The sequence below is a fragment of the Cupriavidus oxalaticus genome, from assembly GCF_016894385.1.
Lineage (GTDB): Bacteria > Pseudomonadota > Gammaproteobacteria > Burkholderiales > Burkholderiaceae > Cupriavidus > Cupriavidus oxalaticus.
This window is the reverse complement of record NZ_CP069812.1, coordinates 2,569,704-2,583,377: the sequence shown is the minus strand read 5'-3', so window position 1 is coordinate 2,583,377 and position 13,674 is coordinate 2,569,704. Positions and strand designations below refer to the sequence as shown.

The 13,674-nt window shown below is 65.3% G+C and carries 15 protein-coding genes; all 15 read left to right on the top strand.

Going from position 1 to position 13,674, the window contains the following annotated elements; genetic code table 11:
- Positions 1 to 84: 84 nt before the first annotated feature.
- The 15 genes from fabF (at position 85) to acpS (ending at position 13,661) form a co-directional block, all read left to right on the top strand.
- The gene (fabF, locus tag JTE92_RS24365) at positions 85 to 1,317 is read left to right on the top strand and encodes a beta-ketoacyl-ACP synthase II (RefSeq protein WP_063238294.1); all 1,233 of its coding nucleotides are present in this window, start codon (positions 85 to 87) and stop codon (positions 1,315 to 1,317) included.
- Between the two features lie 52 nt (positions 1,318 to 1,369).
- Entirely contained in the window at positions 1,370 to 1,843 is a 474-nt protein-coding gene (locus tag JTE92_RS24360; protein WP_232353314.1) for a hypothetical protein, read from the top strand.
- A gap of 111 nt (positions 1,844 to 1,954) precedes the next feature.
- Entirely contained in the window at positions 1,955 to 2,554 is a 600-nt protein-coding gene (gene rpoE, locus JTE92_RS24355) for an RNA polymerase sigma factor RpoE (RefSeq protein WP_010814682.1), read from the top strand.
- A gap of 131 nt (positions 2,555 to 2,685) precedes the next feature.
- Complete coding sequence (locus JTE92_RS24350; protein WP_063238293.1) at positions 2,686 to 3,309, top strand: sigma-E factor negative regulatory protein; 624 nt, start codon at positions 2,686 to 2,688, stop codon at positions 3,307 to 3,309.
- An 8-nt stretch (positions 3,310 to 3,317) separates the two neighbouring features.
- On the top strand, positions 3,318 to 4,397 hold the full coding sequence (locus JTE92_RS24345; protein ID WP_063238352.1) for a MucB/RseB C-terminal domain-containing protein: 1,080 nt from the start codon (positions 3,318 to 3,320) through the stop codon (positions 4,395 to 4,397).
- Positions 4,398 to 4,526: 129 nt separating this feature from the next.
- Positions 4,527 to 6,017, top strand: a complete 1,491-nt coding sequence (locus JTE92_RS24340) for a DegQ family serine endoprotease (protein WP_063238292.1) — start codon at positions 4,527 to 4,529, stop codon at positions 6,015 to 6,017.
- A gap of 82 nt (positions 6,018 to 6,099) precedes the next feature.
- Complete coding sequence (locus JTE92_RS24335; protein ID WP_063238291.1) at positions 6,100 to 6,333, top strand: glutaredoxin family protein; 234 nt, start codon at positions 6,100 to 6,102, stop codon at positions 6,331 to 6,333.
- Between the two features lie 211 nt (positions 6,334 to 6,544).
- Positions 6,545 to 8,338, top strand: coding sequence for a translation elongation factor 4 (lepA, locus tag JTE92_RS24330; RefSeq protein ID WP_063238290.1), 1,794 nt, complete (start codon positions 6,545 to 6,547; stop codon positions 8,336 to 8,338).
- An 89-nt stretch (positions 8,339 to 8,427) separates the two neighbouring features.
- Positions 8,428 to 9,327 (top strand): signal peptidase I, encoded by a 900-nt coding sequence (gene lepB, locus JTE92_RS24325; RefSeq protein WP_063238289.1) that lies wholly within the window; start codon positions 8,428 to 8,430, stop codon positions 9,325 to 9,327.
- A gap of 51 nt (positions 9,328 to 9,378) precedes the next feature.
- Positions 9,379 to 9,792: a DUF4845 domain-containing protein gene (locus tag JTE92_RS24320; protein WP_063238288.1), complete on the top strand. Its 414-nt coding sequence runs from the start codon at positions 9,379 to 9,381 to the stop codon at positions 9,790 to 9,792.
- 1 nt (position 9,793) lies between these two features.
- Complete coding sequence (gene rnc, locus JTE92_RS24315; protein WP_029046315.1) at positions 9,794 to 10,564, top strand: ribonuclease III; 771 nt, start codon at positions 9,794 to 9,796, stop codon at positions 10,562 to 10,564.
- Complete coding sequence (gene era / locus JTE92_RS24310; protein WP_029046316.1) at positions 10,561 to 11,496, top strand: GTPase Era; 936 nt, start codon at positions 10,561 to 10,563, stop codon at positions 11,494 to 11,496. Before rnc ends, era begins: the two co-directional genes overlap by 4 nt.
- 29 nt (positions 11,497 to 11,525) lie before the next feature.
- Positions 11,526 to 12,425: a DNA repair protein RecO gene (recO, locus tag JTE92_RS24305; RefSeq protein WP_063238287.1), complete on the top strand. Its 900-nt coding sequence runs from the start codon at positions 11,526 to 11,528 to the stop codon at positions 12,423 to 12,425.
- A gap of 34 nt (positions 12,426 to 12,459) precedes the next feature.
- Positions 12,460 to 13,242: a pyridoxine 5'-phosphate synthase gene (gene pdxJ, locus JTE92_RS24300; protein ID WP_063238286.1), complete on the top strand. Its 783-nt coding sequence runs from the start codon at positions 12,460 to 12,462 to the stop codon at positions 13,240 to 13,242.
- A complete protein-coding gene (gene acpS / locus JTE92_RS24295) occupies positions 13,239 to 13,661 on the top strand; it encodes a holo-ACP synthase (RefSeq protein ID WP_063238285.1) in 423 nt (140 codons plus the stop codon). Before pdxJ ends, acpS begins: the two co-directional genes overlap by 4 nt.
- Positions 13,662 to 13,674 lie beyond the last annotated feature (13 nt).

Here is a 13,674-nt window from a genome sequence, read left to right as displayed (position 1 = left end):
ATGCGCCTGGACGCCGCGCCCGTGGCGCGGTGGCAGGCTGATCCGTCGTTCCGTTGCCTCTTCACGCACCCGTAGGAAAACATAGTGAGCCGTCGTCGCGTCGTCGTCACTGGGCTTGGCCTTGTGTCTCCGGTCGGAAACACGGTTGCCGAAGGCTGGGCCAACCTGGTAGCCGGCAAGTCCGGCATCGCCACCATCACCAAATTCGATCACTCCGCGCTTTCCGTGCACTTCGCCGGTGAAGTGAAGGGCTTCAATGCCGAGGACTACATCCCGGCCAAGGAAGCCCGCAATATGGATACGTTTATCCATTACGGCATCGCCGCGGGTACACAGGCCCTGAAGGACAGCGGCCTGGAAGTGACCGAAGCCAATGCCGAGCGCATCGGCGTACTGGTCGGTTCGGGCATCGGCGGCCTGCCGATGATCGAAGAGACCAAAGCGGTGCTGACCGAGCGCGGTCCGCGCCGCATTTCGCCGTTCTTCGTGCCGGGCTCGATCATCAACATGATCGCCGGCCACCTGTCGATCATCCACGGCATCAAGGGCCCGAACCTGGCGGCCGTGACCGCGTGCACGACCGGCCTGCACAGCATTGGCCTGGCCGCCCGCCTGATCCAGGCCGGTGACGCCGATGCCATGCTGGCAGGCGGGGCCGAGTCGACGGTGTCGCCGCTGGGTATCGGCGGCTTTGCCGCGGCCCGCGCGCTGTCGACCCGCAACGACGACCCGGCCGCGGCCTCGCGCCCGTGGGACAAGGACCGCGACGGCTTCGTGCTGGGCGAGGGCGCCGGCGTGATGATGCTGGAAGAATACGAGTCGGCCAAGGCACGCGGCGCGCGCATCTATGCCGAACTGATCGGCTTCGGCATGAGCGGCGATGCGTTCCACATGACCGCGCCGAACATGGACGGCCCGCGCCGCTGCATGGTCAACGCGCTGAAGGACGCAGGCATCAATGCGGACCAGGTCCATTACCTGAACGCGCATGGCACCTCCACGCCGCTCGGTGACAAGAACGAGTCCGACGCCATCAAGGCAGCGTTCGGCGACCAGGCCTACAAGATGGTGGTGAACTCGACCAAGTCGATGACCGGCCACCTGCTGGGCGGCGCGGGCGGCCTGGAATCGGTCTTCACCGTGCTGGCCGTGCACAACCAGGTGTCGCCGCCGACGATCAACATTGACAACCAGGATCCGGAATGCGACCTGGACTACGTGGCCAACACGGCGCGCGAGATGAAGATCGACGTTGCGGTGAAGAACAACTTCGGTTTCGGCGGTACCAACGGCACGCTTGTCTTCCGCCGCGTCTGATCCGTGGTTGAGGCGGGCCCTGCGCGGGCTGCGCCAGGACAGGGTCCACCCGTTGCGGTGGGCCCTGTTCGTGTTCTGCGCCGGTGAAACGGCTGCGGTGGGGCTGCTCGCCTCCACGTTGGCCGACACCGTTGCCGCCAGCCCTGCCGGCATGCTGTGGTGGCATGGCGTGCTGGCGCTGCTGCCCGTTGTCGCCGGCGTGGCAGTTGTGGGCAGCTGGCGCCGATGGACGCGTGGGCTGCGCTGGCGCTGCACGGCGATGCTGCCGGCGCCCGACGGCAAAGGTCCGCTGCGGGTCCGTATTGAAGCACCCGGTGCCGGCCGCCACGAAGTCGTGGTGAGCGGCTTCTGGCAAGCGGGCGGCGTCTCTGTCTTGCGCCTGGCTTCCCGTGTGTCCGGCCTGCCGGGCGCCCTTTTCCTCCCCTGGCAAGCTGTGTCGCCGGAGCTCTCGCGGCGGTTGCAACGGGCCGCCAGAGTTGCACTGCAGGTGCAACCGGAGACGGCGGCAAGGGAACGAGTTTGTTAATTCGCGGTCACAGGGTGCGCGTTGCTCGACGGGGCGGGGCGGAGATCGTAGGTAAAATACAACGTTTGTCGTGACGACCAAACCAAGAGATACACTGCAGGTGAGCCATACGTGAGCGAACGCGAAGCCGATCAGCTCCTAGTTGAACGCGTCCAGCAGGGCGACAAGCGGGCCTTTGAACTTCTGGTGACCAAATACCATCGGAAGATCATTCGCCTGATTTCGCGCCTGGTCAGGGACCCCGCCGAAGTCGAGGATGTGGCGCAGGATGCCTTTATCAAGGCATATCGCGCCTTGCCCCAGTTTCGCGGGGAGTCCGCCTTCTACACGTGGCTGTACCGGATCGCCGTCAACACGGCCAAGAACTACCTTGCTACCCAGGGCCGCCGCCCGGAAGCGTCGAGCGACATCGATGCGGAAGAGGCTGAAACTTTTGCGGACGGTGAGCAACTAAGGGATATCAATACGCCGGAGTCGATGCTCCACACGCGCCAGGTTGCCGAGACGGTGAACCGCGCGATGGAAGCACTGCCGGAGGAATTGCGGACCGCCATCACGCTGCGCGAGATCGAGGGCCTCAGCTATGAGGAAATCGCGGAGGCGATGGGATGTCCGATCGGCACGGTGCGCTCGCGGATCTTCCGTGCGCGCGAGGCGATTGCCGAAAAATTGCGTCCGCTGCTGGGAACGGCAGAGGGCAAGCGGTGGTAGTGGTTCCGGTGGTAGTAGTTCGGTAGCAAAGAACGATGTCGTGCGGCCAGCGTTGCAGCCTATTCCTGCATCGATAAGCGACAGCAGTAGACGGGATTATCGGTGTTCAATGGAATGTCTTGGGGTGGGAAATGGGTCAGGCTCATAAGCAGTCGGTTCATGTAGTGGAAGCAGCGGAGCAGATCTCCGTTCTGATGGATGGCGAACTCGCGCCGCACGAAGTCGATGCCGTGCTCGATCTCGCGAAGGGCGATGCCGGCATGGCGGACTGGAGCACATACCAGTTGATCGGTGATGCGCTGCGCTCGGAAGACCTGACGCACGCGGGCTCCACCGCCGATTTCCTCTCTCGCTTCTCCGCGCGCCTGGAAGCCGAGCCGCACGTGCTGGTGCCGGCGGTGGCGCAAGCCAGCGCCCGCCATCGCCTGCTGGTCAGGCCGTCGTGGGTGCGCCGCGCGTTGCCGGGTACCGCGATCGCGGCTGCCGTGGCGGCGGTCAGCTGGGTGGTGGTGCCGCAGATGCGCGGGCCCGCCGGCCTGGCCGCGCCCGAAGCCGTGGTGGCGCGCGCCGATGCGCCCACAGCCGCGCCGGCTGCCGGCATTGTTACCGTGGCCGAGACCCAGATGATCCGCGACCCGCGCCTGGACGAATACCTGCGTGCCCATCGCACGTCGGTGGCAACGGATGCGTTCGTGCCGACCATGCGCACGGTTGCCAACGGCGCCAGCTTCTCTCAGGAAAATACGCAGGAATAATGCCGGACATGCATAAAGGACGGTCGTCCGCCTATGTAGCGGGCGCACAGAGAATTGGGGCCCTGCGTAGGTCCCTTTTTCTGGCCTTGTGTCTGACTGCTGCAGCGGCAACCGCGCAGCCGTCGGACAGTACGCTGAACCGACGCGACGCCACCGCCTGGCTCAACAAGATCCACAAAGCCGCGCAACGCGAAAACTACGTTGGCACGCTGATCTACCAGCGCGGCAGCGTCATGCATGCGTCGCGCATCCAGCATTACAGCGACCTGGTCAACAACGAGTACGAGCGCCTGGAAACGCTGGACGGCAAGCCGCGCGAGGTGCTGCGCCAGAATGACGTGGTGCATAGCCTGATTCCGGAAGCCAGGCTCGTGGTGGTGGAGAAGCAGGAAGCCAAGGACCGCTTCCCGGCGCTGCTTGCCACCAACAAGAACGATGTGCTCGAGCTTTACGACATGCGCAGGATGCCGGCGGAGCGGGTGGCCGGCATGGATTGCGAGGTGTTCGCGCTGGAGCCGCACGATGCCGCGCGCTATGCGGTGCGCCTGTGGGCCGAGAAGAATTCCGGCCTGCTGATGCGTGCGCAGACCGTTGGCGACGGCGGCAAGGTGCTGGAGCAGGTGGCATTCTCGCAAGTCCAGATCGGGGTGCCGTCTGAAAAGCAGCGCATCCTTGCTGCCATCAAGAGTGCCAGCGGCTGGAACCACTACGAGGTGAATTACCAGCCGACCAATATCGCCGACGAAGGCTGGACGATCACCGTGCCGCTGAAGGGTTTCCAGAAGATCCGCGAGGTGCGACGTCCGCTGGGTGAGCTGCGTGCGTCGGCGCCCGGCAACAGCCGCGGCCAGGTCTTCGAGGTCCTGCAGGTGGTCTACAGTGACGGGCTGACCGGCCTGTCGGTCTTCATCGAGCCGGTTTCCGAGCAGCGCGTGCGCCGGGAAGGCGTGGCCGCGCTTGGCGCGACCCAGGTCGTGGTGCGCCGCATTGCCGACTACTGGATCACCGTGGTCGGCGAGGTGCCGGCGAGCACCGTGCGCCAGTTTGCGACGGCCGTAGAGTACCGACCGCCCAAGGCGGTACACTGAGCCTGACGCGGGTGCAGCCGGCGCCTCGGAATGCCCATTCCGGGTGCCGGCCCATGAAACCTGCGCGAGGGGTCCCAGCCACGGGATCGTATCGGTTTTTCTTCTTTCGCTGAATCCCGGGAGTTGTCGATGACTTTCAGATCTCCAGCCCTGGCGCGTGCCGTGGTCATGGCTGCCATGTTGGTGCTCGGTCCGACCGTGGCCGAAGTCAGCCACGCCCAGGCTGCCGCCACCGGCTACAACCTGCCTGATTTCACCGACCTGGTGGAAAAGGCCAGCCCAGCGGTGGTCAATATCCGCACCACCGAGCGCGTGCGCCAGCGCGGCGGCGCCCCCGGCGACGATGAGATGGCCGAGTTCTTCCGGCGCTTCTTTGGCGTGCCCATGCCGGGCGCGCCGGCCCCGGGCACGCCGCCTCGCCGCGGGCAGCCGCAGCCGCCGCAACAGGAAGAGCAGAGCCGCGGCGTAGGCTCGGGCTTCATCATCAGTGCCGATGGTTATGTGATGACCAATGCGCATGTGGTGGCGGACGCCGAGACCATCTACGTGACGCTGCCGGACAAGCGCGAGTTCAAGGCCAGGCTGATCGGCTCGGACAAGCGTACCGACGTGGCGCTGCTGAAGGTCGATGCCAACAACCTGCCGCGCCTGCCGCTGGGCGACTCGGAGAAAGTCCGCGCCGGCGAGTGGGTGCTGGCCATCGGCTCGCCGTTCGGGCTGGATAACAGCGTGACCGCCGGCATCGTCTCGGCCAAGGGGCGCGATACCGGCGACTATGTGCCGTTTATCCAGACCGACGTGGCGGTCAACCCCGGCAACTCGGGCGGCCCGCTGATCAACCTGCGCGGCGAAGTGATCGGCATCAACTCGCAGATCTACAGCCGCAGCGGCGGCTACATGGGCATCTCCTTCGCGATCCCGATCGACGAGGCGATGCGCGTGTCGGAGCAGCTCAAGACGGCCGGGCGCGTGACCCGCGGCCGCATCGCGGTGGCGATCGGCGATGTCACCAAGGAAGTGGCCGACTCGCTGGGGCTGGGCCGTGCGCGCGGCGCGCTGGTTGGCAGCGTCGAGCCGGGCGGCCCCGCCGAGAAGGCCGGGATCGAGGCCGGCGACATCATCCTGAAGTTCAACGGCCGCGATATCGAGCGCGCTTCGGACCTGCCGCGCATGGTCGGCGATACCAAGCCGGGCGCGCGCGTGCCGCTGCAGTTGTGGCGCAAGGGCGCGACGCGCGAGGTCACCATCACCGTTGCCGAGCTGGAGCCGGACGGCAAGGCGCGCGCCAGCCGCAGCGCGGCGCCCAAGGAAGACAGCGCACAGGCCAGCAAGCCTAACGCGCTGGGGCTGGTGGTCAACGACCTGCCCGATACGCGCCTGAAGGAGCTCAAGCTCAAGTCGGGTGTCGAGGTGGAGCTGGCCGACGGCCCCGCGCTGCGCGCCGGCATCCGTCCGGGCGACATCATCCTGCGCCTGGGCGACACCGACGTGACCAACGCCCGCCAGTTCAACGAGCTGGTGCGCGGGCTGGACAAGAGCCGGATCGCCGCGGTGTTCGTGCGGCGCGGCGACGCCACCCAGGTGCTGACGCTGCGCCCGGGTGCCACCGCCAACCGTTGATCCGCTCGCCGTTGATGGCGTGTCCGTGCCGACGCCCGCGCTGACACTTTACGGCCGGGCATACTGCCATCTGTGCGACGACATGAAGGTCGCGCTGGAATCCCTCCGGCGCGATTTTTCTTTCGTGCTGCATGAGGTGGATGTCGACAGCGACGCCGGCCTGGAAGACCGCTTCGGCGAACTGGTCCCGGTATTGATGCCAGGGCCTCCGGAGGCGCTCGACAGCGGTGCCGTGCAGCTTTGCCACTATTTCGTCGATGACGGCGCGGTGCGGGAGTGGCTTGCAGCACACGGCGGTGCCCGCGCCAGCCGCTGAATGCGCCTGGCACGCATATGGCGTGGCCATTTCACGACCCGGAAGCCTTTGAAAATCCGGTAAAATTGCGGATTGGCGCAAAAATTGCACCCCTGACCTTTGCGGCACGCCCGCGCACGCCTGCCGGCGCGCGGCGCCGGGCCATTTTCGAACTGTGACGAACCGTTTGTTGCCGCCCGGGCCCTGTTGCCGGCGCTCCCCTGAACACTAGATGGACCATATCCGTAATTTCTCGATCATTGCCCATATCGACCATGGGAAGTCCACCCTGGCCGACCGGATCATTCAGCTCTGTGGAGGGCTGTCGGATCGGGAGATGGAAGCGCAGGTCCTCGACTCGATGGATATCGAGAAAGAGCGCGGCATCACCATCAAGGCGCAGACCGCCGCGCTGTCTTACAAGGCGCGCGACGGCCAGGTCTACAACCTGAACCTGATCGACACCCCGGGGCACGTCGACTTCAGCTATGAAGTCAGCCGCTCGCTGTCCGCCTGCGAAGGCGCGCTGCTGGTGGTCGACGCCTCGCAGGGCGTTGAGGCGCAGACCGTGGCCAACTGCTACACCGCGATCGAGCTGGGCGTGGAAGTGGTGCCGGTGCTGAACAAGATCGACCTGCCGCAGGCCGACCCCGACAACGCGATCCAGGAGATCGAGGACGTCATCGGCATCGACGCGCAGGACGCCACGCCGTGCTCGGCCAAGACCGGCCAGGGCGTGCAGGACGTGATCGAGGCCCTGATCGCCAAGGTGCCACCGCCCAAGGGCGACGCGGACGCACCGCTGCAGGCGCTGATCATCGATTCGTGGTTCGACAACTACGTCGGCGTGGTGATGCTGGTGCGCGTGGTCAACGGCACGCTGCGCACCAAGGACAAGGCCCTGCTGATGGCCACCGGCGCGCAGCACCTGGTCGAGCAGGTGGGCGTGTTCACGCCCAAGTCGATCCAGCGCGATTCGCTGACCGCAGGCCAGGTGGGCTTTGTCATCGCCGGCATCAAGGAACTGAAGGCGGCCAAGGTCGGCGACACCATCACCACCGTGCAGCGCAAGGCCGAGGCGCCGCTGCCGGGCTTCAAGGAAGTCAAGCCGCAGGTGTTCGCCGGCCTGTATCCGGTCGAGGCCAACCAATACGAAGCGCTGCGTGAATCGCTGGAAAAGCTGCGCCTGAACGACGCCTCGCTGATGTTCGAGCCGGAAGTGTCGCAGGCGCTGGGCTTCGGCTTCCGCTGCGGCTTCCTGGGCCTGCTGCACATGGAAATCGTGCAGGAACGCCTGGAGCGCGAGTTCGACATGGACCTGATCACCACCGCGCCGACGGTGGTGTACCAGGTCGAGATGCGCGACGGCACCATGATCACGGTGGAAAATCCGGCGAAAATGCCGGACCCCAGCAAGATCGAGGCGATCCTGGAGCCGATCGTTACCGTCAACCTGTACATGCCGCAGGAATATGTCGGCTCGGTGATCACGCTGTGCACGCAGAAGCGCGGCACGCAGATCAACATGAGCTACCACGGCAAGCAGGTGCAGCTGACCTACGAGATCCCGATGGCGGAAATCGTGATGGACTTCTTCGACCGCCTGAAGTCGGTGTCGCGCGGCTATGCGTCGATGGACTACGAGTTCAAGGAATATCGCCCGTCGGACGTGGTCAAGGTCGATATCCTGATCAACAGCGACAAGGTCGATGCGCTGTCGGTGATCGTGCACCGCTCCAACTCGCAGTACCGCGGCCGCGAAGTTGCCGCCAAGATGCGCGAGATCATCCCGCGCCAGATGTACGACGTGGCGATCCAGGCGGCGATCGGCTCGAATATCATCGCGCGCGAGAACGTCAAGGCATTGCGCAAGAACGTGCTGGCCAAGTGCTACGGCGGCGATATCAGCCGCAAGAAGAAGCTGCTGGAAAAGCAGAAGGCCGGCAAGAAGCGCATGAAGCAGGTCGGTACGGTCGAGATCCCGCAAGAGGCCTTCCTGGCCATCCTGCAGGTGGACGACAAGTAAGGCACCGGCAGCACGATGCCACGCGCGGCGCTTCGCCGCGCGGATAACAGAACAGGCTGTACCAGGATTTCCAAGAACCAGAAGCCGTCATGAATTTTGCACTGATCCTTTTTGTGCTGGTGGTGATTACGGGTGTTGCGTGGGTCGCGGACAAGCTCGTGTTCGAGCGGCAGCGCCGCGCCTCGGCGCGGCTGGCGCTGGCTGAATTCGATTCCCGCCAGGCGGCGCTGCAAGGCGGCTTTGGCGCGACCGATGCGGACGCCACGCGCAAGCGCCTGGCCGAAGAGAAGCTGCGCCAGCCGTGGTGGCTGGAATACTCGGCCAGCTTCTTCCCGGTGATCCTGGCAGTGTTCGTGCTGCGCTCGTTCGTGGTCGAGCCGTTCAAGATCCCGTCGGGCTCGATGATCCCGACGCTGCTGATCGGCGACTTCATCCTGGTCAACAAGTACGAATACGGCATCCGGCTGCCGGTGGTGAACAAGAAAATCATGGACATGCGCGAGCCCCAGCGCGGCGACGTGATGGTGTTCCGCTACCCGAAGGACCAGTCGCTCGATTACATCAAGCGCGTCATCGGCATACCGGGCGACACGGTTCAGTATTTCAACAAGCGGCTGACCATTAACGGCAAGCCGGCCGAATACACCGTGCTGCCGGATTTCCTGGACGAAGAGCGCCTGGCGTATTCCAAGCATTTTCGCGAAAAGCTGCCCGGCAGCGTAGACCATGGCATCCTTAACGATGCCGACCGGCCGGCGTTCGTGGCGGGCGCCGACCCGGATTTCCCGTACCGGGAAAACTGCACTTACAATCAGCAGGGTGTGACGTGCAAGGTACCTGCGGGTCACTATTTCGTCATGGGCGACAACCGGGACAACAGCCTCGACTCCCGCTACTGGGGATTCGTGGCGGACGAGAATATCGTTGGCAAGGCCTTTGTCATCTGGATGAACCTGGGCAATTTCGGACGCGTGGGCTCGTTCAAATAAGACAATTCCACGCGGCGCAAGAACACTCAACACAATAGAGGACAGGCGCAAATGGGTCAGACCGGGAAGGGTAAGGGGAAAGAACAAGGCCGGGAGTACGGGCAGGCCGGGTCGCGGCGCCGCGGGCAGGGCGGTTTTTCCGTCTGGACGCTACTGGTGGTCGTGGTCTTCGTGATCGGCGTGGCCTTGCCGGCCGTGCGCTCGATCCCGAGCCTGGTGGAGTATTTTTCGGTGAAGCGCGCCGCCAGCTATGCGAAGCAGCGCGCAGTCAACAAACGTGAAGTCGTCGAGTATTTCGACAAACAGGCAGTCATCGACCGGATTGCCGCAGTCAAGGGCGAAGACCTGCTGGTTCGCGAGGACGAAAACGGCAACATCCGCTCGGTCGATTTTTCGTACCGGACCGAAGTGCCCGTCTACGGACCCCTGAGTCTTTTGATCACCTATTCGGGAACGCAGCACTGATATGAACCTCGACGCCTTGCAGCAACGACTCGGCTACCGATTCAGCAAGCCAGAATTGCTGCAGCAGGCGCTGACGCACCGCAGCCACAGCGCCCAGCACAACGAACGCCTCGAGTTTCTGGGCGATTCGGTGCTCAACTGCGCCGTGGCGGACATGCTCTATGGCATGTTCGGCAAGCTCGACGAAGGCGACCTGTCGCGCGTGCGCGCCAACCTGGTCAAGCAGCAGGCCCTGTATGAGATCGCCCAGATGCTGCAGCTGTCCGACACGCTGCGCCTAGGCGAGGGCGAACTGAAGAGCGGCGGCTTCCGCCGTCCGTCGATTCTTGCCGACGCGCTCGAAGCCATTGTCGGCGCGGTCTTCCTCGATACCGGCTTCGAGGCCGCACGCGCGCTGATCCGCAAGCTCTATATCCCGATCCTGGAGCAGGTGGACCCGCGCACGCTGGGCAAGGACGCCAAGACCCTGCTGCAGGAATACCTGCAGGGCCACAAGATTGCCCTGCCGCAATATAACGTAATCGCCACTCATGGGGCCGCGCACAGCCAGCAGTTTGAAGTCGAGTGCACGGTGCCTAAACTGGAAGTCCGGGTGTTCGGCACCGGTGCCTCGCGGCGCGCCGCGGAGCAGGCCGCCGCCAAGCTGGCGCTGGACGAAGTCCAGAAGCTGGTGCCGCAGCTGCTCAAGCGCAGCCGCGCCGAGCGCACCGGCAAGACCCGCAAGCAACCCCAGCCGCAGGACCCGCAGCTGTCTCTCAGGTTGAAGGAATGACCGAATCTACCCATCCGCAGCAAGACGCGGCGGATACCCCGGCCGCGGCGTTCCGCTGCGGCACCGTGGCCATCGTCGGCCGCCCCAACGTGGGCAAGTCCACGCTGATGAACGCGCTGGTCGGCCAGAAGATCAGCATCACCTCGCGCAAGGCGCAGACCACGCGGCACCGCATCGTCGGCATCCAGACCACGGATGACGCGCAGTATGTGTTCGTCGATACGCCCGGATTCCAGACCCGCCACGCCAGCGCGCTGAACCGTTCACTGAACCGCGCGGTCACCTCGACGCTGTCGTCGGTCGACCTGATCCTGTTCGTGGTCGAGGCCGGCTATTACGGCGCCGACGACGAGAAGGTGCTGTCACTGCTGCCGAAGAACACGCCGGTGCTGCTGGTGACCAACAAGCTCGACCGCATCGGCGAGAACCGCTCGGAAGTGATGATGCCCTTCCTGGAAAAGATGGGGCAGCTGTTCCCGTTCCGCGAAGTGGTGCCGATGTCGGCCAAGACCCGCGACCATATCGCGCGGCTGTTCGACATCATCCGGCCCTACCTGCCGGAGGGCGAGCCGATGTATGACGCCGATGCGATGACCGACCGCAGCGAGCGCTTCCTCGCCTCCGAGATCATTCGCGAGAAGGTGTTCCGCTGGACCGGCGACGAGCTGCCGTACACCAGCACCGTGGTCATCGACAAGTTCGAGACCGAGGGCCGCTTGCGCCGCGTTTTTGCCACCATCCTGGTCGAGCGCGACGCGCACAAGGCCATGATCATCGGCAACAAGGGCAGCAAGCTCAAGCAGATCTCCACCGAGGCGCGCCTCGATATGGAAAAGCTGTTCGACGGCAAGGTCTACCTCGAAATGTGGATCAAGGTGAAGAGCGGCTGGGCCGACAATGAAGCCGGACTGCGGGCCTACGGCTACGAGTGAGCGCACTGCGAGCGAAAGGCGAGCGACCCTTGAGCAAGACGGCTGACATCGCGCGCGCGCCGGCGCCCCGCGCCCGCCGCGCCGATCCGGTGGTGGACGAGGCGGCCGAACTGCTCGACAGCAAGGCGCTGCCCGGCATGGCTGGTGTTGGCGATGTGGCGGCGGCACGCGCCATGATGGACCGCGCCATGCGCATCGTGCCGGCCCGGCCCGAGTCGCGCGTTGCCGACCAGCCGGGCTTTGTGCTGCATGCCTGGCCGTATCGCGAGACCAGCCTGATCCTCGATGTCTTTACGCGCGACCATGGCCGCATCTCGATGGTGGCCAAGGGCGCCAAGCGCCCGCATTCGGCGCTGCGCGCGGTGCTGCAGCATTTCCATCCGGTCTCGGTGTCGTGGAGCGGCCGCGGCGAGGTCAAGACGCTGACCAAGGCCGAATGGGTCGGCGGCATGCCGCCGCTGGCCGGCGATGCGCTGCTGTCCGCGTTCTATCTCAACGAACTGGTGATGCGCTTCTGCCCGCGCGAAGATGCGTATCCCGCGCTGTTCCGCCATTACCTGGCCACGCTCACGCGGCTGGCGCATGGCGAGCCCGCCGGGCTGGTGCTGCGCAGCTTCGAGCGCGTGCTGCTGCAGGACACCGGTTTCGCGGTGGCCTTCGACCAGTGCCTGAGCACCGGTGAGCGCGTGCAGCCGGGGCTCGACTATGTCTACCAGCCCGAGCGCGGCGTGCGCCGCGCCCAGCCGAGCGACCCGTCGTCCTGGCCGGTGGTGTCGGGCCAGACGCTGCTCGACATGGCGCAGGACGACTATGGCCGCGCGCAGACCGCGGCGCAAAGCCGGGCGCTGATGCGCTTCCTGCTGCATTATTATCTGCAAGGCGAACCGCTGAAAACGCGTCAGATACTGATCGACCTGCAGTATCTGTGACCGAACCAATCCAATCCGAATCTCTCCTGCTGGCATGATCTTCCACGCAAATCCGGGCGTCATCGACCTTGGCGTCAATATCGACCACGTGGCCACGCTGCGCAACGCGCGCGGCACCGTGTATCCCGACCCCATCCAGGCTGCGCTGCAGGCCGAGGAAGCCGGCGCGGACCTGATCACGCTGCACCTGCGCGAAGACCGCCGCCATATCCGCGACGCCGATGTGCGCGCGCTGCGCCCGCAACTGGCCACGCGTATGAACCTGGAGTGCGCGATCACGCAGGAGATGCTCGATATCGCTTGCGAGATCCGCCCGCAGGACGTGTGCCTGGTGCCCGAGCGCCGCGAGGAAGTGACCACCGAAGGCGGCCTCGATGTGGCGGGGCGCTTCGAGCAGGTCAAGGCGGCCTGCGCGCAGCTGGCCGGCGCCGGCATCCGCGTGTCGCTGTTCATCGATGCCGACCCCGACCAGATCGCCGCGGCGGCCGCGTGCGGCGCGCCGGTGATCGAGCTGCATACCGGCGCCTATGCCGATGCGCAGTCGCCCGACCAGCAGGCGGTGGAATTCCGCCGCATCGCCGAGGGTGTCGACGCGGGAGTGAAGCACGGCCTGGTGGTCAACGCCGGACACGGCCTGCACTACACCAATGTCCAGCCCATCGCGGCGCTGCCCGGCATCAAGGAACTGAACATCGGCCATGCCATCGTCGCGCATGCGGTGTTCGTCGGCTGGCAGAACGCGGTGCGCGAGATGAAGGCCATCATGGTCGCCGCGCGCCTCGGCACGCGTTATCCCGTCGCAGGCGCGCCGGCGTGATCTACGGCGTCGGCACCGACATCATCCAGATCGCCCGCGTGCAGGGCGTGATGGAACGCACGCACGGCCGCTTCGCGGAAAAGGTGCTCGGCCCCAGCGAGCTGGCCAAGTATCACGCGCGCAAGGCGCGTTCCGAGAGGCGCGGCCTCGCCTTCCTGTCCACGCGCTTCGCCGCCAAGGAAGCCTTTTCCAAGGCCATCGGCCTGGGCATGCGCTGGCCGATGACGTGGCGCGCAATGGAGCTGATGAACCTGCCTTCGGGCGAGCCGTCGCCGGTATGCCATGGCGAACTGGCGGCATGGCTGGCGGAACGTGGCCTCACCGTGCGGGTCAGTGTCAGTGACGAACATGACTATGCGGTCGCCTTCGCCATTGCCGAGCGCACCGGCGGGGCGGCTTCCCAAACCACAGCCTTGTGAATAACACCCCTTC